Genomic DNA, 22,202 nt, shown 5'->3' with positions numbered 1-22,202 from the left:
GGTTGACTCCTTACTGTTGAGTGGTTTGGGGCGGGTTGTCGTCGAATCGTTCCACTGTCACGTCCTCGGTGCGTACCGGCACCGTCGCGGCGTGCTTCTCCTTATGTCGGCTGCGCGTGATGCGCAGCTCTTCCTTGATGCGGTAGCGCTTTTCCACCACCAGCACCTCTTCCAGCACCGGCACCACCAGCGTGTCGCCCTCGTAGCGGGTGGCGGGCGCCTCGGCGACGACGCGGTCGACGGGCACGCGCAGCACCTCCACCTCGTCGTGCCACAGCTCCCGCGTCACCTGTTGCGGGCGCTCGCTGACGCGCTTTTGCACGCGCACGCCGCGGCCGGTTTCCACCTCGAAGGTTTCCACCCGCAGCTGTTCCTCGTGGACGGGGATGGTGACCGTGCCCTCGCCGGGCGGGCACGCGGGGTCTGGTGCGGAATTGCGTGTCATTAAAAGCTCCGTGGTTACGCGGACCGGGTGGGGTTCATTCGGGAAGCCAGTCTATGTCGGGGCCAGTCTGGCTAGCGCGCGATTGCCCGAAAGCCACGAATCGGCGGGCCGGGCGCGAATTCGCCCCGGCGGCTGTAGTACAATTACAGCGAGATCGCGGCGCCGCCTTGGCGCCGCCCATAAATGCGCGACCACGCCATATGTCCTCCGACGCCTCCCCCGACTCTCCGCTGCGCCGCCAACTGCTGGGCGGCATGCTGGCCGCCTCGCTGCCGCTGCTGCCCCCGCGCGCGGCGGCGGCCGATCCGCTGCTGCAGGTGGGCGGCTTGCCCGTCACCTGCAACCTGACCTTGCCGGTGGCCGCCGCGGCGCACGCGGCCGGGCCGGGCAAGGGCGGCGCGCGCGCCTTCGAATACAGCAAGTACAACGGCTGGCCGGAGATCAAGGAATCGCTGATGACGGGCCGCATCCAGGCCGCCTACATGCTGGCGCCGCTGGTGATGGACCTGGCCGACAAGAAGATCCCGGTCAAGATCGTCTCGCTGGGCCACCGCTCAGGCGCCGTCATCATGGTGCGCACCGATTCGCCGTACCAGCGCTTCGCCGACCTCAAGGGCAAGCGCATCGCCATCCCGAGCCGCTTCGCGGTGGACTTCCTGTTCCTGCGCAAGATGCTGGCGCGCGAGAAGATGGACGCCAAGGACATCCAGATCGTCGAGATGGCGCCGCCGGACATGCCGGCCGCGCTGTACGCCAAGGCGGTGGACGGCTATTGCACCGGCGAGCCCTTCGGCGCCGCCGCGCAGCGCGCCGGCTACGCGCGCCCGCTGGCGATGACGCGCGACGAGTGGCGCAACTACATCTGCTGCGTGCTGACGGTGCGCGAGGAGCTGATCAAGACCAACCGCCCCTTGGTGCAGGAGTTGGTGAACTACGTGCAGGCGGCCGGCCACTGGCTGGACGCGGGCCCCGCCAGCCGCGAGAAGGCGGTGCTGATCGCCTCCGGCCGCAAGGTCTTCAACCAGGACCCGAACGTCATCCGCTTCGTCATGCAGAACCCGGCCGACCGCGTCACCTACGGCGACCTGCGCATGATACGCAAGGAGTTCGACGAACTGATGCAGTTGTCCATCGAGGCGGGCACGCTCAAGCGCCCGGTCGCCTACGAGGCCTATGTGGACGAGAGCTTCGTCAAGGGCATCAAGCCGGTCGCCATCAATCTGTGACATGAAACGCCTCCTGTTCGCCATCCTCTTCGTCCTGGCCGCGGCCTCTGCCCATGCCGCGGACGCCGGCAAACTCAAATCCGGCGTGTTCGATCCGCCGCGCATGGCGCCCGATTTCACGCTGCGCGGCTCGGACGGCCGCGAGCTGAAACTGAGCGGCCACCGCGGCAAGCTGGTGGTGCTCGAATTCGGCTACACCTCGTGCCCGGACGTGTGCCCGGTGTCGCTGGCGCTGCTGGCCGAGGCGCGCCGGCAGCTGGGCGCGCTGGCCCCGCAGGTGCAGGTGATCTACGTGACGGTCGACCCCGAGCGCGACACGGCGCCCCATATGCGGGCCTACCTGTCGGCCTTCGACCCCAGCTTCATCGGCGCCACCGGCACGCCGGAGCAGCTGGCGCGCGTGCGCAAGGACTACGGCATCACCGCCACCAGGAAGATGGTCGAGGGCAGCAAGACCGAGTATTCGGTGGCGCACTCCTCCTACCTGTATTTCATCGACCGCAAGGGCTACCTGCGCGCGCTGATGCCGTACGGCCGCACCGCCGCCGACGTGGCGCACGACGCGGCGCTGCTGCTGAAGAACTGAACGGTGCGGATCCGGGCCGGACGATTGCCGCTGTACTTGCTGGCGCCGCTGTTGCTGGCGGCCGGCGCGTTCGCGGGCCTGGCCGCGTGGGCCGCGTACGCGCCCATCGCGCCGGCCTCGCGCGACCAGCCCTTCGAAATCCCCAAGGGCACCTGGGCGCGCCGCATGGCGGGCGAGAAGATCGAGATCCTGCCGTCCGAAATCCACCTCACGCTGGGCGCCAACGACGTGCTCCTGCTGCGCAACCTGGACGACGTGCCGCAGATCTTCGGGCCGGTGCTGATCATGCCGGGCCAGAGTTTCCGGTTGCCGTTCGAGCGGGCCGGCGAGAATCAATTCGCGTGCACCGCGCACGCCAGCGGGCAGATGAGCGTGATCGTCGCGCCCACGCCGGCGGCGGGCTGGGCGCGCCTGAAGTGGCGTATCGAAAATAGGCATCTACTTGGACATGCATGGATAAACTGAACAGGATATGGCCGCCGCTGGCGGTGCTGGCGGCGGTGATCGCCGTCTGGTGGACGGTGGTGGTGCAGACCGAAAGCGTGATCTTCCCCACGCCGCTGCAGGTGGTCACCGGCACGCGGGAACTGATCGACGACGGCACGCTGTGGGAGCACATCTCGGCCTCGCTGTTCCGGGTCGGCTGCGGCTTCGGCCTGGCCGCGCTGGCCGGCATTCCGCTGGGGCTGTGGATGGGCCGCGTGCAGGGCGCCTACATCACGCTCAACCCCATCTTCCAGATCCTGCGCCCGATCTCGCCGATCGCGTGGATCCCGCTGGCCATCCTGTGGTTCGGCGTGGGCGACCTGTCGCCCGTGTTCCTGATCTTCATCGCCGCCGTGTTCCCGATGATCGTGCAGACCGCCGCCGGCGTGCACACCATCGAGCGCCGCTACCTGCGCGCGGCCGAGAACTTCGGCGTCTCGCGCGCCACCCTGTTCCGGCGCGTGATCATCCCGGCGGTGCTGCCGGAGATCATCGTCGGCATGCGCATCGGCCTGGGCGTGGCCTGGCTGGTGGTGGTGGCGGCCGAGATGATCGCGCTGCGCTCCGGCCTGGGCTACCTGATCATGGACTCGCGCAACGCCGGCAACCGCTACGACCTGGTCATCGCGGGCATGATCATCATCGGCGTCATCGGCCTGATACTGGACGGCGCGATGCGCAAACTGGAAACGCTGAAATCGGTGAGGTGGCGCTATGGGCACTGACATGAACACCAAGATCGTGGTCGACAACATCCGCAAGGGCTTCAAGTCCGGCAAGGCGCAACTGCCGGTGGTGGGCGGCGTCGGCCTGACGGTGGCGGACGGCGAGTTCGTCGCCATCGTCGGCCCCTCGGGCTGCGGCAAGTCGACGCTGATGAAGATCATCGCCGGCTTCGAGCGGCCGGACGAGGGCGAGGTGCGCATCGACGGCGCGGCGCGCCACGGCCCCAGCCCCAAGGGCATCGTCATCTCGCAGCACGGCTCGGTGTTCCCGTGGCTCACGGTGCAGCAAAACCTGATGTTCGGCCTGAACGGCGACGGCCACGGCGACAAGGCGGCGCTGGCCGACCACTACGCCGAGATGGTGGGGCTGAAGGGGTTCGAGAACAGCTATCCGCACGAACTGTCCGGCGGCATGCTCAAGCGCGTGGAGCTGGCGCGCGCCTTCGTCGTCAAGCCCGAGATCCTGTACATGGACGAGCCGTTCTCCGCGCTGGACGCGCTGATGAACCTGCGCATGCGCACCGAGCTGCTGCGCATCCTGGCCGAGGAGCGCCACACCGTGCTGCTGATCACGCACGACGTCGAGGAGGCGCTGTACATGGCGGACCGCGTGCTGGTGCTGTCGCCGCGGCCCACGCGCATCCAGGCCACGTTCGAGGTGCCGCATCCGCACCCGCGCAAGCTGTCGCGGCCCGAGTTCCAGGAGATGAAGGAACGGATCCTGCGCGAGCTGGGCGTGGGCGAGTAGGCCCCCCGCGTCAAACCGGGGACGGCCGCGCGGCCGGCGGCGCCGAACTCCGTGACGGCCGGTGGCGCGGGAGGCCTGCCCCCCGGGTGATGGCCGCGCTCTACGTCCGGCTGCGCAGGAAGCCCTCGGCCAGGTCCTGCGTCAGCGCCACCATCGTCATGGTGGGGTTCCATGAACCGCTGGCCGGCCACAGGCCGCCGCCCGTCACGTACACGTTGTGCACGCCGTGCGGGCGGTAGTCCAGCCCCACCGGGCTGTCGTCCCGGTCGCCCATCCACAGCGGCGAGCCCTCGTGCACCAGGCCGGGCACGCGCCGCTGCTGCGCGCCGGGGCGTTCCTCGGACCAGCCCTGGACGCCGTCCTGCCAGTATTCCACCCGCCCCTCCGGCGACAGCGCGCGCTCCAGCATCTGGAAGGTGGCCTCGTCCATCGTGTCCCAGGTGGCGCGGTCGGTGGCGTTGGCCAGCACCTGCAGCGTGACGTTGGTGGCCGGGTCGCCGCCGCCGTTGCGGCGCAGCCAGTTGTCGGTGTTGCGGTAATCGAGCTCGCCCAGCACGGCGCACACGAACACCAGGTGGTCCTTGGACGACTGCAGCTGCCGCGGGCTGGCCGTGGCCACCACGTCCGGCATGTAGCGCGCCGCCAGCGCCGCGTTCTTCTCCGGGTCGCGGTCCGACAGCACGGACAGCTGCACGTGGTACTGCATGCCGCTTTGCTTGTTTTTGCCGGCCATGTAGATGGCCGCCAGTTCCAGTTCGTTGAGCTGGCCGCTGAAGGGATAGTCCTTGCGCGGCACGCGCGCCACCACCGAGGTGATGAAGTGCGCGGTGAAGCGCCGCCCGATGCGCTCGTTGGCCGGGAAGGAGTTCATCAGCAGCGTGGCCGGCGGCAGCGTGCCCATCGCCAGGATCACCTTGGCGTCGCCCACGTTGACCACGCCGCGGGTGGTGTCCAGCGCCGTCACCTTGCCCTCCTGCTCGATCAGGCGGTGCACCACGCAGTCCGAGACGATGCGCAGCGGCTTGGCGCGCGACGGGTCCTTGCGCGCCAGCGTCTTCTGTTTCTGCACCAGCTCCAGCAGCGGCGCGGGGGCCGAGAACTTGGTGAAGTCGGTGCCGGCCGTCAGGCCCGCGCCCACCGCCAGCGGCGCGGCCATGCTGCGGGTGGCGCTGTCTATCTTGCCCAGGTTATCGGCCAGCATCTCCTGCAGCGCCAGCTGCATCACGCCGTACACGGGGCGCTTGCGCGCCATGGCGGCCTGCTCGCCGGCCGACAGGTGGCTGTCGATGCGGTCGGCCGGGATCACGTTCAACAGCCGCTCGGCGGACTCGAAATTGCGCTGCGCGGCCTGGATCGCCTGCGGCGGCCAGTGCGCCATCTCGTCCTGCGTGGGCCGCGGGCACCAGGCGCTCCACATGATGCTGCGCCCGCCGAAGAAGGGCACCATGCCGTGCTGCCACTGGATGCCGCCGGCGGGCTGGCCGGCGGTGCGGGCCGACAGCGTCCAGGGGAAGGTCTCGGACAGGCCGCCCAGCGTGGACTGGTAGGGCAGCGGCAGGTTCTGGAAGTGCTCGGGCAGGAAGAAGGAGCCGCGCTCGACGACGAGGATGGCGCTGTCCGGCCGGTCGCGCAGGATGCGCTCGACGAAGGCCAGCGCGCAGAAGCCGCTGCCGATCACGATGTAGTCGAAGCGCAGCTGCTCGCGCGCCTCCTTCCACTCCGCCTCGGACAGGAAAAAGACGTGGTTCATCACTTGCTGCGCGCTCGGGGTCTGCGGCCCCGGCGTGGGAAAGCCGTGGGCGAAATTGGGCGACGACGCGTAACTCATTCCGGCCTCCGTGTGGGGTTGTTGTTGTAGGGTAATTCTGCACTTTTTTTTGCTGGAATTTGTCACCAATATTCACAGTGGTGATGAACGCAACGACGGCCGCCGGCAAGGGGGGCGGTTTGCCGTTAGAATTGCCAATAAAGTAACTGCCGGAGGCCTTATGAAACTCACACTGGTGTCGGTCTATCTGCTGTCCGTTTTCCACATCCATTTCCGGGGCAGGGTGCGCCTGCCCTTCCTGCGCCAGCTGTTCGACCACTCGTCGTTCATGGCGCCGATCAACCTGTTCATGCACCTGTTCTCGCGGGTGCCGGGGCGGCCCTACCTGGCGCTGGAGCAGTTCGGCGAGCTCGAGCCGCTGCGGCGCAACTGGGAGGTGATACGGGCCGAGGCCGAGCAGCTGCTGGCGCTGCAAAAGATCAAGGCGGCCGAGCAGAACGACGACGCCGGCTTCAATTCCTTTTTCAAGAACGGCTGGAAGCGCTTCTACCTGAAGTGGTACGACGCCAGCCATCCGTCGGCCGAGCGCCTGTGCCCGCGCACCCATGCGCTGCTGAAGTCCATCCCGTCGGTGAAGGCGGCCATGTTCGCGGAACTGCCGCCGGGCGGCAAGCTCAATCCGCACCGCGACCCGTATGCCGGCTCGCTGCGCTACCACCTGGGCCTGGCCACGCCCAACGACGACCGCTGCTTCATCGACGTGGACGGCGAGCGCCACAGCTGGCGCGACGGCCAGGGCGTGATGTTCGACGAGACCTATATCCACTGGGCCGTCAACGGCAGCGAGCGCGACCGCATCATCCTGTTCTGCGACGTCGAGCGCCCGATGCGCTACCGCTGGGCGCAGGCGGTCAACCGCTGGCTGGGGCGCACCCTGATGACGGCGGCCAGCTCGCCCAACGAGACGGGCGACCAGACCGGCCTGGTGAGCAGGCTGTTCAAGATCTCCTTCGTCATGGGACGGTACCGCCGCCGCTACAAGGCGTGGAACAAGACGGCCTACAAGCTCACCAAGTTCGGACTGATCGCCGGCCTGGCGGCCGCCATCGTGTTCCTTTGAACTGGCCGCGTCGCCGCACGCGCGCGGCGGAATAAGCCTTGGGCTTACTCCGCCCTACGCCGGGGCGCCGCGATCTCCTCGTCGGTCAGGATCCAGACGTTGACGATCTGGCCGTCGCCGTCCTCCTGGTAGTTGACCACGATGTCGCGTCCGCGCAGGCTGGCCGGCATCTGGATCAGGTTGTCCTGGTTGAACACGCGCGCCGACGGCGCCAGCCGGCGCGTCTTGCCGTCGATGACGATCTCTGGATGATAGGCGGGCGTCATCCGGCCGCGCTTGGCGTTGGCGGGGAAGGGGCGGCCGTCCGCGAAGGCGGGCGGAGCGAGCAGGGCGGCCACGAGGATGGCGAGGGCGGTTTTGGTCCACATGCCCATAGCTTACCGCATGCCTAGCCCATCGTCGCGAACATCGCGACGGCCGCCGCCGCCATCACGCCGGTGCAGGCCCAGCCCAGCACCTTCAGGCGGCGCGAAATCACCAGTTCGCCCATCACGCCGGGACGGCTGGACAGGTACATCATCACCGCCATCAGCGGCACCGCGATCACGCCGTTGATCACCGCGCTCCAGTACAACGCCTGGATCGGGTCGAAGCCCACGAAGCCGAAGGCCACGCCGGCCAGGGTGGAGGCGGCGATGATGCCGTAGAACTTGCGCGCCGTGGACGGCGCCAGCTCCAGGCTGTTGCGCCAGCCGAAGGCGCCCGCCATCGCGTACGCGGCCGAGCCCGCCAGCACGGGCACGGCCAGCAGGCCGGTGCCGATGATGCCCAGGCTGAACAGCACGAACGCGAACTCGCCCGCCACCGGCCGCAGCGCGGAGGCGGCCTGGGCCGAGGACTGGATGTCGAACACGCCGTGCGCGTGCAGCGTGACGGCCGTGGTCAGCATGATGCAGAACGCCACCAGGTTGGAAAAGCCCATGCCGATCAGCGTGTCGAGCTTGATGCGGCGGTACTGCCCGGCCACCTGTTCCGGGGCGCGCTTGAGCGCCTGCGCCAGCGGGTCGGCGCGCAGCTCCTCCACCTCCTGCGAGGACTGCCAGAAGAACAGGTAGGGGCTGATGGTGGTGCCGAACACGGCCACCATGGTGGTCAGGTAGGCCGCGTCCCAGCGCGGGCGCGGCAGCAGCGTGCCGCGCAGCACCTCGGCCCACGGCACCTTCACCACCAGCATGGTGGCCACGTAGGCCAGCAGCGCCAGGGTCAGCCATTTGAGGATGCGCACGTAGCGCTGGTAGGGGATGAACATCTGCAGCAGCAGCGACAGCACGCCGAAGCCGGCCGCGTACAGCGGCGCCGGGCCGCCCGCCAGCAGTTGCACGGCCTGGCCCATGGCGGCGATGTCGGCGGCGATGTTGATGGTGTTGGCCACCAGCAGCAGGCCGACCACCGCGTACAGCAGCGGCGCCGGGCAATGGCGGCGGATGTTGGTGGCCAGCCCGCGCCCCGTCACGCGGCCGATGCGCGCGCTGATCTCCTGGATGCCCACCATCAGCGGATAGGTCAGCAGCACCGTCCATAGCATGCCGAAACCGAACTGCGCGCCGGCCTGCGAATAGGTGGCGATGCCGCTGGGATCGTCGTCGGCGGCGCCCGTCACCAGGCCGGGGCCGAGCTTGCTGGTCCACGAGGCGGGCGGCGGCTCCGTCTCCACCGCCGTTTCGGATGGCGCGTTTTGACCTGTGTTGTGGGTGTCCATTGCGCGATGCTAGGGCGCGCAAGCCAACGCGTCCGTACGTCCGCGAACATATCTGCCGTGTTGCCGGCGCACCCTTGCATTGTCGGCTGGAGCGGACCATGATGTACCGGTAACCGCCGTCCCGCACGCTCATCCAACAAGAACAGGAGACGCCATGAAGTGGTTCTACGACTTGCGCATCGCCCCCAAGCTGCTCATCGCCTTCGGCGTGGTCCAATTGCTCACGCTGTTCCTGGGCGTTCAATCCATCCTGGCCCTGGGCCGCATCAACCAGGCCTCGGGCGACCTGGCCGGAAAATGGATGCCCAGCGTCCAGGCGGTGATGACGATACGCGGCGACGTGGGCGATTACCGGCGCTGGGAACTGGCGCACATGCTGTCCAGCGACGCCGCCGCCTACGAGACCTTCGAGAAGCGCATGGCCGACACGGCGGCGTCGCTGCAGGCGCACCGCGCGCGCTACGAGCGACTGATCTCCAGCCCGGATGAGCGCGCGCTGTACGACGGCTTCGGCCAAGCCTGGCAGGCCTTCCAGGGCGAGCACGCGAAACTGGTCGAGCTGTCGCGCGCGGGGAGCAAGGACGAGGCGGCCAAGGCCGCCACGGGCCCCTCGGCCAAGGTGCTGGGCGAGGTGACGGGCGCGCTGGACAAGCTGGTGGCCTTGAACGTGAAAGGCGGCGAGGCCGCGAGCGCCGCCGCCGGCGTCCTGTATGGTGATACGCGGCTGGGCATCATTGTCTTGCTGGTGGTCACGGTGGTGGTCGGCATGCTGCTGGCGCTGTGGGTGGCGCGCATCATCGCGCGCCCGCTGGGGCAGGCGGTGGCGGTGGCGCGCAAGGTGGCCGGCGGCGACCTCACGCAGGAGATCGAGGTCCGCAGCCGCGGCGAGACGGGCGAGCTGATGCAGGCGCTGAAGGACATGGCCGACAGCCTGCGGCGCGTGGTGTCGCAGGTGCGCAGCGGCACCGACACCATCGCCACCGCGTCCGGCCAGATCGCGTCGGGCAACCAGGACCTGTCCTCGCGCACCGAGCAGCAGGCCAGCTCGCTGGAGGAGACCGCCTCCTCGATGGAGGAGCTGACCTCGACCGTGCGGCAGAACGCCGACAACGCGCGCCAGGCCAACCAGCTGGCGCGCTCGGCGTCCGGCATCGCGGTCCAGGGCGGCGACGTGGTGGGGCGGGTGGTGGGCACGATGGCGTCCATCAACGAATCGTCGCGCAAGATCGTCGACATCATCTCCGTCATCGACGGCATCGCCTTCCAGACCAACATCCTGGCGCTGAACGCGGCGGTGGAGGCGGCGCGCGCCGGGGAGCAGGGGCGGGGCTTCGCGGTGGTCGCCTCCGAGGTGCGCAACCTGGCGCAGCGCTCGGCGGCGGCGGCCAAGGACATCAAGACGCTGATCGGCGACTCGGTCGAGAAGGTCGACGCCGGCTCGCGCCTGGTGGACCAGGCCGGTGCCACGATGGGCGAGATCGTGGCCAGCATCCAGCGCGTGACGGACATCATGGCCGAGATCACGGCGGCCAGCCAGGAGCAGAGCAGCGGCATCGAGCAGGTCAACACGGCGATCGTGCAGATGGACAATGTCACGCAACAGAACGCGGCCCTGGTGGAGCAGGCGGCCGCGGCGGCCGAGGCCATGCTGGAACAAGCCGCCAGCCTGAGCGAGGTGGTGGGGGTGTTCAAGCTGAACGCCAACGCGACGTCCGGCGTCGCGGTCCAGGCGCCGCGCCGGCCCGCGGCCGTGACGGCAGCGCCACGCAGGGCGATTGCCGCCGCGCCGCCGCCACGGCGGCCCAAGCCCGGCCCGGCCCTGAAGGCGCCGGCGCGCGCGCAGGCCAAGGTGGCCGCCGACGAGTGGGAAGAGTTCTAGGCCTGGTCCGGATGCCGCGCCAGCCAGGCCTTGAGCTGCTCGCGGTACCTGTCCAGCGCCTCCTGGTACAGGTCATCAACGCAATACGCGCAGCCGCTATGGCAGCAATCGTCGGGTCCGGGCGGCTCGGGCGCTTGCGGGCGCGGGTCGCCGTCGGGATCGGCGGTATGGGGTAAGATGTTCATCCCTACCATTGTACATTCCATTGGCGCAATAGTTTCTTCGGTAAAATGTGCATAGGCGTGTACAGTTGCGCGGATTTAGGGTATCTTGTAGGCCGCTGAATTTGTGTCCTTCCGCAGCGGCGCGCCCGCCTGCCAGCCTTCCCGCTTCCCCCTGTGCCCACGGCCCCCTACGGAAACATTGCTGTTTATTAAAAAATTTATGTCCGATATCGAGAACACCCCCATGTTAGGCGCCGAACCGGTGCCAGCCAACCCTCCGGTTCCGGCACCAGCCGCCGAACCCGCCCCGGCCGTCGCGGCCGAGACCGTGACCGCGGCGGAAGCCGCGCCCGAGGCGCCGGCGGTGCGTTTCGCCGACTTCGGCCTGTCGTCCGATATCCTGAGCGCGCTGACCGCGCAAGGCTACGTCCATCCGACGCCGATCCAGGCGCAAGCCATACCCGTGGTGCTGCAAGGCCGCGACGTGATGGGCGCGGCCCAGACCGGCACCGGCAAGACCGCCGGCTTCTCGCTGCCCATCATCCAGCTGCTGCTGGCGCACGCCAACAGCAGCATGTCGCCGGCGCGCCACCCGGTGCGCGCGCTGATCCTGACCCCGACCCGCGAACTGGCGGTGCAGGTGGCCGAGAACGTGGCCGCCTACTGCAAGTTCACCCCGCTGCGCTCCTGCGTGGTGTTCGGCGGCATGGACATGAAGCCGCAGACCATCACGCTGCGCGGCGGCGTCGAGATCGTCATCGCCACCCCGGGCCGGCTGCTGGACCACGTCGAACAGAAGAACATCAGCCTGGGCCAGGTGCAGATGCTGGTGATGGACGAGGCCGACCGCATGCTGGACATGGGCTTCCTGCCCGACCTGCAGCGCATCATCAACCTGCTGCCCAAGGTGCGCCAGAACCTGATGTTCTCGGCCACGTTCTCGCCCGAGATCAAGAAGCTGGCCAACAGCTTCCTGAAGGAGCCGGTGCTGATCGAGGTGGCGCGCAGCAACGCCACCGCCGAGCGCGTCACGCAGGTGGTGTACAAGGTGGCCGAGGAGCACAAGCGCGACGTGGTCGCCCACATCCTGCGCCAGCGCGAGCTCAAGCAGGTGATCGTGTTCTCCAACACCAAGATCGGCGCCTCGCGCCTGGCGCGCAGCCTGGAGCAGGAGGGCATGAAGGCCACCGCCATCCACGGCGACAAGACGCAGCAGGAACGCATGGCCGCGCTGGAATCGTTCAAGAAGGGCGAGATCGACGTGCTGGTGGCCACCGACGTGGCCGCGCGCGGCCTGGACATCTCGGACCTGCCCTGCGTGATCAACTACGACCTGCCCTACAACGCCGAGGACTATGTGCACCGCATCGGCCGCACCGGCCGCGCCGGCGCCTCGGGCGACGCCATCTCGATCTTCTCGGACAAGGACGAGCGCCTGCTGGTGGACATCGAAAAGCTGATCAAGCAGACCGTCAAGCGCGGCGAGCTGGTGGGCTTCACGCCCTCGTTCTCGCGCGGCGAGCGCGGCGACGAGCGCCACGGCGAGCGCCGCTCCTCCAGCGGCCCGCGCCGTCCGGAGGCGGAAGCGCGCGGCGGCCGTCCGCCCGAGCGCGGCGAGCGTCCCGATCGCGGCGAGCGCCCGGCCTACGGCCGCTCGTCCGGCCCGGCGCCGCGGCGCGAGAAGGTCGACCCGTGGTTCCTGAAACCCTACGAGCCGACCAAGAGCACCCTGCCGGCGCCGACCGCGTCCATGCCCTCGTCGACCAAGCCCAAGCAGAAAGTCGCCGCCTTGCTGGGCGGCCTGCGCAAACTGTAATCCCGGCCGCGGGCGGGCCGCGCCGCCCGCGTTGCCCGCGGCCGCCGGCTTGCGCCCATCGTTGATGGCGGCGGCCACCAAAGCCACCAATGACTCTGGACAATACGGTAACATGCCGGATTCGCAAGCAGAGATCATAGGCGCCCCGCGCCATCGCAAACCAGCCATGAAAATCGAACATCTTCCCGCCGGCGACCATCCGGCGGAGCGGGCGCCCGCGCCCGCCCACCCCGCCTACCGTCCGGACATCGACGGCATGCGCGCGCTGGCCGTGCTGGCCGTCGTCGTCTACCACGCCTTTCCCAAGGCGCTGCCGGGCGGCTTCGCCGGCGTGGACATCTTCTTCATCATCTCCGGCTTCCTGATCTTCAGCATCCTGATGGGCTCCCTGCGCGAGGGCAGCTTCAGCTTCGCCGACTTCTACGCCCGCCGCGTGCGCCGCATCTTCCCGGCGCTGGCGCTGGTGCTGTCGGCCTGCATCGCCTTCGGCTACTTCGCCCTGTTCCCCGACGAGTTCAAGCAGCTGGGCAAGCACGTGTTCGGCGGCACGGCCTTCGTGTCCAACTTCTTCCTGTGGAACGAGGTCGGCTACTTCGACACGGCGGCGGAAACCAAGCCGCTGCTGCACCTGTGGTCGCTGGGCATCGAGGAGCAGTTCTACATCTTCTGGCCGGTGATCCTGGTGTGGGCGCACAAGCGCGGCAAGAGCGTGGCCAAGGTGCTGCTGGCGCTGGCGGCGCTGTCCTTCCTGGTCAACATCGGCGGCCTGCACCGCTACCCCAGCGCCACCTTCTATTCGCCCGCCAGCCGCGTGTGGGAACTGCTGCTGGGCGCCTTGCTGGCCTGGCTGAGCGTCCACCGCTACACGCTGTTCGCCGGCCTGCGCCAGGCGGGCCGCGAAGACCGCCTGCTGCTGGACCCCGGCAGCGCCCGCGCGCGCGACGCGCGCTCCGTGCTCGGCCTGGCGCTGGTGGCGTGCGGCTACGCCTTCCTCAGCGCCAAGCGCGGCTTCCCCGGCTGGGCGGCGCTGTTGCCGACGCTGGGCGCGGTCATGCTGATCAGCGCGGGGCCGCGGGCCTGGGTCAACCGCGTGATCCTGTCCAACCGCGTGCTGGTGTGGTTCGGCCTGATCAGCTACCCGCTGTACCTGTGGCACTGGCCGCTGCTGTCTTTCGCGCAGATCGTCGAATCCGGCGTGCCGGCGGCGAAGATCCGGGCGGCGGCCGTGCTGGCCGCCGTCGCGCTGGCGTGGCTGACCTACCGGCTGGTCGAGCGCCCGCTGCGCGGCGCGGCGCATGGACGCGCCAAGGTCGCCGCGCTGTCGCTGGCGATGATCGCGGTGGCCGCCGCCGGCGGCTACCTGGTCAAGCGCGACGGCCTGCCCAAGCGCGGCGCCGTGGTCGACAACGCGCTGCAGCAGAAGGACTTGATCCTGGTGGAGGACGTGGCCAACGCCAAGGCCTGCAAGGAACGCTACGGCTTCGCCAGCCTGTACGAGTACTGCCTGCTGGACGATCCGAAAAAGGACCCGACCGTGCTGCTGATCGGCGACAGCCACGCCTACCACCTGGTGGCGGGGCAGACGCGCTACTGGCGCGGCCAGGGCGAGAACCTGTGGATGCTGGGCACGCGCATCCCCTTCATCGGCGTGCCGGTGGGCGATGACCCGTATCAGAAGGCGACGCCGATGATGATGGACCTGGCGCTCAAGACCGCCAGCGTGAAGACCGTGATCATCTCCACCGCGCAGCGGGTCGAGGAGCAGAGCGGCGACGGCAAGGCCCGGACGGCGGCCCTGCGCGAGACGCTGCGGCGGTTGCTGGCCGCCGGCAAGCAGGTGATCTGGGCCAACGACGTGCCGCGCCTGGACTTCGAGCCGCGCGCCTGCATCCGCCGCGGCGCCATCGCCAGTTCGCAGACGCGCGCCGATTGCGCCATGCCGCGCCAGCAGTACGAGCGCGAGGTGGAACTGCACAAGACCACCATGGCGGCCGTGCTAAGGGAATTCCCGCAAGTGCGGCTGTTCGACGCCGCCTCCGGCCTATGCGACGCGCAACGCTGCAAGGGGATGGCGGACGGCGTGCTGCTGTACCGGGACAACAACCACCTGAGCTATCGCGGCGACCTGCTGGTGGGCGAGGCCTTCGCGCGCTGGCGCCGGGAGAACGGCGCCCCCTGAGGGCGCCCCCTGGCGCCCGGCCGGCGCTCAGCGCTGGCCGATCTCCATGCTGATCAAGCCCATGCCCAGGGCGCGACTGTCGTTGCCCTGGCCCAGTTCGGCCGGCACGGTGGGCGCCGGCACGGTGATCGCGATGTCCCGCTGCGCGCCGTCGGTGTCGAACTCGAAGTACAGCTCCTGCGGATTGTCGCGCAGCTTGAAGCGCCGCTGCTGGCCGCCCACCGTCAGCACGAACTCCTGGCCCACGTTGGGGCCGTAGGCGCGCGCGTCCAGGAACAGCGCCAGCCTGTGCGGCAGCGGCTGCGCGAGCCGCAGCGCCACCTGCTTGGCGTTGGACCAGCGGCCCCACGACTCGGCTTCCTCCATCCCCTGCACGCCCTCCACCGGCGCGGCCAGCGGCCGCGAGAAGTCGAGGCGGTGCAGCGGCCGGTACGGCACGTCCATGCGCACCAGCGCCACGTCCTGCGCGACCCGCTCGGCCTTGATCTCGGGCGGCAGCGCGTGCGGGCCCACCAGCAACAGCATCTTGCGGCGCGCCGGCAGCTGGTAGGCCTCGAAGGCGGAGCCGGGCGCGAGCTCGATGGCGGCGATGGCGGCGCTGTCGGCGTTGAATTGCGCGCGCGCCAGGCCGGACGGCTCGGCGCCGGCGATGGCCAGCTCGCCGCGCCGCTCGGGCGGCAGCGCGCGGTAGGCGTACTGGCCGGCCAAGTCGTAGGCGTTCGGCTGCGCGCCCCGCGCCATCAATTCCCTGGACACCGTGACGGAGTTGTACGCGAACATGGGCAGCAGCAGCCACAGGAAAGCGGCGCGCGCGATCGCCGGCCGCCACACCCACAGCGCGATCACCAGCAACTGCAGGCCGGCCACCATGGCGCGCGTATTGCGGTCATACGTCGCATTGAATACCTCGGGACCGTCGACGTAGGACAGCGAGTACGCCGGCAGGATGCGCAGCGACGCGTAGGCCAGCAGCGCGGCGCAGGGCAGCGCCAGCGCCAAGCGGCGCGCCAAGGTTTGCGGCTGCGCCAGCGCAGGGGAGGCGGCGGCCATGGCCAGCAGCGGGAACGCGAAGTCGTAATAGCGCAGGTGCAGGCGCAGCCCTTCCAGCGGGCCGATGTGGGCGATGGAGGCGGTGAAGGCCACCGTCATGCCCAGCGCCGCGCCCAGCGCCAGCACGGTGTAGGCCAGCAGCGCGCGGCCGGGGCGGTCCAGCTCGCGCCGCACGGCGGCGCTGCCGGCGCTGGCGGCGAAGGCCAGCAGCGGCACGGCGAACAGCAGCATCAGCGCCATCGCGTGGCCGTGCAGGTTGACCAGCGCCGGCGGCAGCAGGCGCGCCAGCGCGCCCTCGCCGCCGCCGTTGGCGTGGTTGCCGTAGAAGCTGCCCAGTATGGACAGGCCGTTCGGGCCGGCCAGCAGCCAGCCCAGCGCCAGCTTGACGCCCAGCGCGCTGGCCGCCAGCGCGAGCGCGCCCGCCAGGGCGGCGCGCGCGGCGTCCTGTGTCCAGCCGCGCCACAGCATGAACAGCGCCAGCGCCGGCAGCAGGAACAGCGCGTGCACCTTCACCACGGCCATCGCGCCCAGCAGCGCCCCGGCCAGCAGGCCGCCCGCCAGGCCGACGCCGCCGCGCGCCGACAGCAGGCACCAGCTCACCACCCAGAAGCCGAGGTAGTACATCGATTCCGGCATGAAGTAGGCGGTGTAGCTGTTGACCGGCGCCAGCATGCTGGCCGCCGCGATGGCGAGCGCCGCGGCGCGGCCCGTCACGGGGCGGGCCACCAGGTAGATGAAGGGCGCGGCCAGCACGAACAGGGCGGCGTTGAGCATGCGCGCGCAGTCCAGGAAGCCGGCGCCGCAGGCCGAGGTGGCCCCGAACAGCTTCAGGTACAGGTAGGACGGCAGCACGCTGGCGCTGAGCGGCTCCAGGCGCGCGTAGCGGTCGTACAGCCATTCGTCGGCGAACACCATCGGGTACAGGCCCCGGTCGCGCAGCGTCAGGTGCAGGAAGACGGCCAGCATGGCCAGCAGCAGGGCGGCGCCCGCGGCGCGGCCGGCGCGCCGCGGGCCGGCGCCGGCGCCGATGCCGGCGGAGAGAAGGGCGGTGTCGTTGAGGTTCATACAAAGATCCAGATTTTCCCCAGCACGTAGCCGAGCGCCGCCGTCGCCGGCAGGGCGACCAGCTTGCCCGCCATGGGGCTGCCCAGCAGCGCCTCGCCGGCGGCGACCAGGGCGATGGTGACGGCGTAGCCGAGCGCCACCACGCACAGGTAGCGCGCGAAGCTGGCGCCGGCCGGCGCGGCGTTCGCGCCGCCGGCGCGGAAGGTCACGCGCGCGTGGTAGGTGTAGTTGAACAGCAGGCCGGCCACGAAGGCCAGCGTGGTGGCGGGGATGGTGGGCATGCCGCCCGCCATCAGCAGGTGCATGGCGCCGAGGTCGATCGCGGCGCTCAGCACGCCGCCCGCCAGGTAGACCAGCACGCGGGGCGAGAGCTTAAACATGGCGCCGCCGCCGGCTGGCCACCCGGTGGATCGCGCGCCGCGGCACCGAGGCGATGTCGTGCGCGACGAAGGCCAGCACCAGTTGCGTGCCCATCAGCACCGGCAGCGCCGACAGCATGACGGTGCCGGCCGGCGTGGCCACGCCGGCGCGCGCCGATACCAGCCAGTGCAGGCCGCCGTACACGGCGCCCCACAGGAACAGGGCCAGCCCCAGCGGCAGTTCCAGCGACGCCAGCGACATGTTGCGCAGGTAGTAGTTGTAGAAGATGCGCTTGCCGAAGTTGCGCGCGTGCTTGACCATGAACTCGGTGACGATCTTCGAGATCTTCAGGTTGCTGACCTCGTCGCCATAGCTGGCGTCCATCGGCACGTCCACCACGGCGGCGTTGATGGTGTTGAGCCGGAACAGCATGTCGGTCTCGAAGAAATAGCGCTTGCTGATCTTGTCGAACGGCAGGTGGCGCGCGGCGTCGGCGTGGATGGCGGTGTAGCCGTTGGTCGGGTCGAACAGGTCCCAGTAGCCGGACGACAGCTTGGTCATCAGCGAGAGGATGGCGTTGCCGAACAGGCGCACCCGCGGCATCTGGCGGATCTGCTCCAGGTCGAAGAAGCGGTTGCCCTTGGTGTAGTCGGCCTCGCCGTTCAGGATGGGGGCGACGAAATCGGGGATCAGGCGCGCGTCCATCTGGCCGTCGCCGTCGACCTTGACGATCACGTCCATGCCGTCGGCGATGGCGGCGCGGTAGCCCGTCATCACGGCGCCGCCCACGCCCTGGTTCAACTCGTGCTCGAGCACCACCACGCGCGGATCGGCGCAGTTGGCGCGCACGAAGGCGCCGGAGCCGTCCGGGCACTTGTCGTCGACCACGTAGATGCGCGTCACCTCGGGGCCGATGCCGGCGATGACACCGACGATGTGGCGGGTGACGCGGTAGCTGGGGATGACCACGGCGATGGCCGGCGTGTCCGGCTGAAAGTCGTTTTTCATGCTCTTTTTATGATCTTGTTGTCTTGAATCGATGCCGCCGCCGTCACTGCAGCTCCACCCGCAGCATATAGTAAGCCAGCAGGCGGCCGTCCTGCGGTCCCGGGCTGCGCGGCGCCTCGTGTTGCAGCTCGACGCGCACCGCGCTGGCCTCGGCCGCGGCGGGTATGGCCAGCGGCGCGCCGGCCTGCAGGTCTTGCCAGCCCAGGTCCACGCCGTTGAGCTTGACGCGTGTGCGCCGGTTGCCCTCGAAGTAGCGGCCGGCCAGCACCACCTGGGTGTAGGCGCCGGCGCGGCCGTAGGCGATGGTGAGGCTGGAGGCGGAGCCCTCGCTCCACAGGCCGGGCGCCTGGCCCGGGGCCTGCTCGACGACGCTCCAGCCGGCGCCCAGCATGACGGCCGGGCCGGCGGTGAATTCGCGCGGGCCCACGCTGACCCGCGCGACGCAGCGCACCGGACCGTTCAGGTAGCTCCAGCCGCGTCCGATGGCGACGCGCTCCCCGCCCGCCAGCGTCTGCCCGGGGCCGCACATGCGCTCGCCCGGCCGCGCGTTGTCGCCGTGCACCATGGTTTTCACGGCCACGCCGTCGACCTTGTAGACGTGGACTTGTTGCGGGTCCAGCCACGCCAGTTCGGCGCCGCCGGCGCGCTCGGCGAAGATTTCCGGTTCCGGGTTGTACAGGCCCGGCGCGCGCGCCATGGCCAGCTTGGCCATCGGCCCGAACTGCACCTCGTTGTAGTCGTCGGCGGCGGACATGGCCCAGGCCTGCGCCACGATCACCACCGCCAGCACCGGCAGCGGCCAGCGGTTTTCGCCGCGCAGGCGCCAGAACAGCAGGAACAGCAGCGGCATGGCGGACCAGAAGGCGTAGCGCATCACGCCGGCCGCGCCGGAGTTCCAGTTGTGCACCGCCATCGCGGGGATGGCGTAGGCCACCGTCAGCAGGACGCACAGGGCCAGCGCCGCCGCGCGCCGGCGCCGCTGCGCGGCGTCCATGCCACGCCAGCCCCACAGCAGCAGCATGGCGGCCATGGCGGGGATGGCCACGATCATGCCCTGGTTCAGGTCGAAGTACAGCGAGTGCAGGCGGCCCGCGCCGATCAGCTCCTTGGCGGTGCCGATCTTGGCGATGATGCTGGCCACGCCGAAGGTGTGCAGGTTGAACAGCACCGGCAGCGCGAACAGCGTTCCGCCCAGCGCCAGGCCCAGCAGCATGCGCGGGCGCAGCGCGGCGCGCGCGCCGTCCAGCCAGCCCTGCGCGGCCGGGCGCACGCAACACAGCAGCGCCGGCACGGCCCCCAGGGTCAGCACGATGCTGGGATTTTGCAGCGATGCCACGCCGATCAGCAGGCCGCCGCGCAGCGGCGCGCCGCTGCAGAAATACGCCAGGCCGGCCAGCAGCGCCGCCGCGCTCAGGCATTCGGGACTGGTCCAGTTCCAGTACAGCGCGCCGCCGCACAGCATGTACAGCGCCACCCCGGCCAGCGCGCGCGGCGCCGTGCCGAACAGGCGCAGCAGGGCCAGGCCCAGCACGAACACCATCGCCAGGTTGACCGCCTGGTAGCACTTCAGCGGCGGCGCGCCGGTCCACCGGAGCAGCCGGTAGGGCAGGGCCGCCAGCGTGGAATAGGCGTGGAAATGGATGGCGTAGGTCTTGCCGTCGCGGCCCTTGTAAAAGCCCGGCAGCGGCATCTCCTTGCCTTCGCGCATGCCCTGTTCCAGCGCCGCCAGTTCCCTGTGCAGCACGGGCATCAGCAGCCGGCCCTGCGCGATGTCGTCCAGGCGGATGTCCGGGCTGCCGTGCGATGCCATCGCCACGGTCATCAGCACGTACTCGGTGGAGTCGCCGGTCAGCTTGGCGCGCTTGGAAGCCATCAGCGCCAGTATCAGCAGGGCCAGCGCGATGGCGACCAGGCCCAGGGCGCGCCGGGAGGACGGGGCGGGCGGCGGGGAGGGCGCGGCGGGCGGCGCGGCGAGGTCGGCGGCGGCGGATGGAATGCTCATGGCCGGCTCCTCAGCGCGCCAGCATGAAGGCGCCGGCGCCCACCAGCACGATGCCGGCCAACTTGGCGGCCGACATCGGCTCCTGCAGCGCGGCGTAGCCGATCAGCGCCACCAGCGCCAGCGTGATGGCCGTCATCACCGGATAGGCCAGGCTGACCTGCAGCCTCTGCAGCGCGATGGAATAGCAGACGAAGCCCAGCCCGTAGCTGGCGCAGGCGCCGCCCAGCCACGCCAGGCGGACCAGGTTCCAGTCCGCGCCGTTCTGGCCGGACAGTTTGATCAGGTAGGTCGACAGCGCGCTGGCGAGGGCGGCGCCGGCGCACCACAGGTAGCCGGTGTAGGCGGGATTCATGGGCGTGTCCGATGGGTTCATAGGGTGGCGGCGAGGGCCAGCAGGCAGCAGAAGAAGATCAGCGCCAGGCTGATCGGGTCCTTGCTGACGTACAGCACGGGGTCCTCGTTGACCTGGCCGCGGAAGGCCAGCGTCCACAAGCGCCCCAGCCACAGCACCAGCAGCGGCACGATGCCCAGCAGCAGGGGCGGCGTGTGGTAGCGCGCCAGCACGTCGGTGGAATTAAAATAGAGCATGAAGATCAGCACCGACATGAAGGCGCTGTTGATGCCCATCATGGCGATCGGCGACTTGTCGGCGACCGTGTAGCCGCGGCCGCTGGTCTTGTCCTGGCCGCGCCGCTTCAGGTTGTACAGCTCGCTGAAACGCTTGAGCAGGGCCAGGCTGAGGAAGATAAAGAAGGAGAACGCCAGCAGCCAGAACGAGGGCGTGATGCCGGTGGCGGCGCTGCCGCCCAGCACGCGCAGCGTGTACAGCAGCGACAGGGTGACGATGTCCAGCATCAGGATGCGCTTCAGGTAGAAGGAATAGCCCAGCGTGCTGGCGAAATACACCAGCAGCACCGCCAGCAGCAGCGGGTCGAACAGCGCGCACAGGCCGATGGCCAGCATGGCCAGCAGCGGGCTGGCCGCCATCGCCAGCGGCAGCGGCAGCTTGCCGGACGCGATCGGCCGCTTTTGCTTGGTGGGGTGCTGGCGGTCGTCCTGCGCGTCGAGCGCGTCGTTCAGCAGGTAGGCGCTGGAGGCGCACAGCGAGAACGCGACGAAGGCCGTCATCGACTGCAGCAGCGTGGCCGTGGTCAAGGCGTGGCCGGCCAGCATGGGCACGAACACCAGCAGGTTCTTCAGCCACTGGCGCGGGCGCATGGCCTTCAGCAGCGCGGCCAGCGGGTTGCCGCGCAGGCTGCCCATTTGCGTGGTGCTGCGGCCGTCGCCCAGGGTGAACGGGCGCGTGGTGACGGAATAGGCGTGGCGCGCCGCGTCCCACACGGGGATGTCGACGCGGGAATTGCCGATGTAGTCGTAGCCCCGCGCGCCGTAGCGCCGCACCAGCGCGCCGGCCTTGTTGGACGAGGTCAGGTTCACGCCCTCTTCGGTGGCGTGCACCTCGTCGAACACGCGCAGGTGCGCGGCGATGCCCTGCGCCAGCTGGCGCTGGCTGCCGGTGGCCAGCACGATGCGGCGCCCGCTGTCGTACTGGGCGACCAGGTCGGCCAGCAGCGCGCGGTCGTAGGGCAGCGTGGCCGGGTCCGGCTGCACGCGGCTGGCGATCTGGTGCTTGAAGCCGGCCTTGCCGCCAAGCAGCCACAGCGGCAGGCGCCAGGCCTGCCAGAAGCAGGTCTTCAGGAACAGCAGCAGCGATTCCCACAGCATGTCCGTGTAGATCAGCGTGCCGTCCAGGTCGACCACCAGCGGCGGCTCGCCGGCGCGGCTGGCGCCGCGCGGCGGGAGGGGGGAGGGCGGGGCGATGGCGGAATCTTGGGGCATGGGTATGGGATGGGTCATGGGGGCTCGGGCGGGGGGC

20 protein-coding genes are annotated in these 22,202 nt (G+C 69.7%); 9 read left to right on the top strand and 11 right to left on the bottom strand.

The window, feature by feature from the left end; genetic code table 11:
- Positions 1-10: 10 nt before the first annotated feature.
- On the bottom strand, positions 11-445 hold the full coding sequence (locus tag BM436_RS03600; protein WP_093553539.1) for a YsnF/AvaK domain-containing protein: 435 nt from the start codon (positions 443-445) through the stop codon (positions 11-13).
- A 200-nt stretch (positions 446-645) separates the two neighbouring features.
- Between BM436_RS03600 and BM436_RS03595 the strand changes: the two genes are divergently transcribed.
- The 5 genes from BM436_RS03595 to BM436_RS03575 are packed head-to-tail and all read left to right on the top strand — an operon-like array spanning position 646 to position 4,216.
- On the top strand, positions 646-1,671 hold the full coding sequence (locus tag BM436_RS03595; RefSeq protein ID WP_093553538.1) for an ABC transporter substrate-binding protein: 1,026 nt from the start codon (positions 646-648) through the stop codon (positions 1,669-1,671).
- A 1-nt stretch (position 1,672) separates the two neighbouring features.
- On the top strand, positions 1,673-2,257 hold the full coding sequence (locus BM436_RS03590) for an SCO family protein (protein WP_093553536.1): 585 nt from the start codon (positions 1,673-1,675) through the stop codon (positions 2,255-2,257).
- Between the two features lie 3 nt (positions 2,258-2,260).
- Complete coding sequence (locus tag BM436_RS03585; protein ID WP_229488891.1) at positions 2,261-2,722, top strand: cupredoxin domain-containing protein; 462 nt, start codon at positions 2,261-2,263, stop codon at positions 2,720-2,722.
- Positions 2,710-3,468, top strand: a complete 759-nt coding sequence (locus BM436_RS03580) for an ABC transporter permease (protein ID WP_093553534.1) — start codon at positions 2,710-2,712, stop codon at positions 3,466-3,468. The genes BM436_RS03585 and BM436_RS03580 overlap by 13 nt, the downstream gene beginning before the upstream one ends.
- Position 3,469: 1 nt before the next feature.
- Positions 3,470-4,216: an ABC transporter ATP-binding protein gene (locus tag BM436_RS03575; RefSeq protein WP_093553738.1), complete on the top strand. Its 747-nt coding sequence runs from the start codon at positions 3,470-3,472 to the stop codon at positions 4,214-4,216.
- A 100-nt stretch (positions 4,217-4,316) separates the two neighbouring features.
- On the opposite strand, the gene BM436_RS03570 is transcribed toward BM436_RS03575, so the two are convergent.
- A complete protein-coding gene (locus tag BM436_RS03570; protein WP_218164807.1) occupies positions 4,317-6,044 on the bottom strand; it encodes a GMC oxidoreductase in 1,728 nt (575 codons plus the stop codon).
- A gap of 160 nt (positions 6,045-6,204) precedes the next feature.
- On the opposite strand from BM436_RS03570, the gene lpxO reads away from it, so the two are divergent.
- Positions 6,205-7,104, top strand: coding sequence for a lipid A hydroxylase LpxO (lpxO, locus tag BM436_RS03565; protein WP_093553532.1), 900 nt, complete (start codon positions 6,205-6,207; stop codon positions 7,102-7,104).
- 44 nt (positions 7,105-7,148) lie between these two features.
- Here the strand turns inward: lpxO and BM436_RS03560 are convergent, their stop codons facing one another.
- Positions 7,149-7,472, bottom strand: coding sequence for a hypothetical protein (locus tag BM436_RS03560; protein ID WP_229488889.1), 324 nt, complete (start codon positions 7,470-7,472; stop codon positions 7,149-7,151).
- A 20-nt stretch (positions 7,473-7,492) separates the two neighbouring features.
- Positions 7,493-8,803, bottom strand: a complete 1,311-nt coding sequence (locus BM436_RS03555; RefSeq protein WP_093553530.1) for an NRAMP family divalent metal transporter — start codon at positions 8,801-8,803, stop codon at positions 7,493-7,495.
- Positions 8,804-8,957: 154 nt separating this feature from the next.
- On the opposite strand from BM436_RS03555, the gene BM436_RS03550 reads away from it, so the two are divergent.
- Positions 8,958-10,682 carry a methyl-accepting chemotaxis protein gene (locus tag BM436_RS03550; RefSeq protein WP_093553528.1) on the top strand — a complete coding sequence of 575 codons (1,725 nt, stop codon included), beginning with the start codon at positions 8,958-8,960 and terminating at the stop codon, positions 10,680-10,682.
- On the opposite strand, the gene BM436_RS03545 is transcribed toward BM436_RS03550, so the two are convergent.
- Positions 10,679-10,867, bottom strand: coding sequence for an oxidoreductase-like domain-containing protein (locus tag BM436_RS03545; protein WP_093553526.1), 189 nt, complete (start codon positions 10,865-10,867; stop codon positions 10,679-10,681). The genes BM436_RS03550 and BM436_RS03545 overlap by 4 nt on opposite strands.
- A gap of 199 nt (positions 10,868-11,066) precedes the next feature.
- On the opposite strand from BM436_RS03545, the gene BM436_RS03540 reads away from it, so the two are divergent.
- Both BM436_RS03540 and BM436_RS03535 read left to right on the top strand, forming a co-directional pair.
- Positions 11,067-12,662: a DEAD/DEAH box helicase gene (locus BM436_RS03540; RefSeq protein WP_093553524.1), complete on the top strand. Its 1,596-nt coding sequence runs from the start codon at positions 11,067-11,069 to the stop codon at positions 12,660-12,662.
- A 166-nt stretch (positions 12,663-12,828) separates the two neighbouring features.
- The gene (locus tag BM436_RS03535; RefSeq protein ID WP_093553522.1) at positions 12,829-14,841 is read left to right on the top strand and encodes an acyltransferase family protein; all 2,013 of its coding nucleotides are present in this window, start codon (positions 12,829-12,831) and stop codon (positions 14,839-14,841) included.
- 27 nt (positions 14,842-14,868) lie between these two features.
- Here BM436_RS03535 and BM436_RS03530 read toward each other — a convergent pair whose 3' ends face one another.
- Genes BM436_RS03530 through BM436_RS03505 form a run of 6 tightly spaced genes read right to left on the bottom strand, consistent with a single transcriptional unit; the run spans position 14,869 to position 22,183 of the window.
- Positions 14,869-16,956, bottom strand: a complete 2,088-nt coding sequence (locus tag BM436_RS03530; protein WP_093553520.1) for a DUF7024 domain-containing protein — start codon at positions 16,954-16,956, stop codon at positions 14,869-14,871.
- The gene (locus BM436_RS03525; protein ID WP_093553518.1) at positions 16,953-17,336 is read right to left on the bottom strand and encodes a GtrA family protein; all 384 of its coding nucleotides are present in this window, start codon (positions 17,334-17,336) and stop codon (positions 16,953-16,955) included. The genes BM436_RS03530 and BM436_RS03525 overlap by 4 nt, the downstream gene beginning before the upstream one ends.
- Entirely contained in the window at positions 17,329-18,324 is a 996-nt protein-coding gene (locus tag BM436_RS03520) for a glycosyltransferase family 2 protein (RefSeq protein ID WP_093553516.1), read from the bottom strand. The genes BM436_RS03525 and BM436_RS03520 overlap by 8 nt, the downstream gene beginning before the upstream one ends.
- 43 nt (positions 18,325-18,367) lie before the next feature.
- The gene (locus BM436_RS03515; protein WP_093553514.1) at positions 18,368-20,326 is read right to left on the bottom strand and encodes a hypothetical protein; all 1,959 of its coding nucleotides are present in this window, start codon (positions 20,324-20,326) and stop codon (positions 18,368-18,370) included.
- A 10-nt stretch (positions 20,327-20,336) separates the two neighbouring features.
- Positions 20,337-20,678 (bottom strand): SMR family transporter, encoded by a 342-nt coding sequence (locus tag BM436_RS03510; protein ID WP_177306922.1) that lies wholly within the window; start codon positions 20,676-20,678, stop codon positions 20,337-20,339.
- Positions 20,679-20,695: 17 nt separating this feature from the next.
- Entirely contained in the window at positions 20,696-22,183 is a 1,488-nt protein-coding gene (locus BM436_RS03505; protein WP_093553510.1) for a UbiA family prenyltransferase, read from the bottom strand.
- Positions 22,184-22,202: the final 19 nt, after the last annotated feature.

The organism is Pseudoduganella namucuonensis, assembly GCF_900116645.1.
Classification (GTDB): domain Bacteria; phylum Pseudomonadota; class Gammaproteobacteria; order Burkholderiales; family Burkholderiaceae_D; genus Rugamonas; species Rugamonas namucuonensis.
Note: the sequence above shows the minus strand (reverse complement) of the source record. Positions and strands in the feature narration are given on the sequence as shown.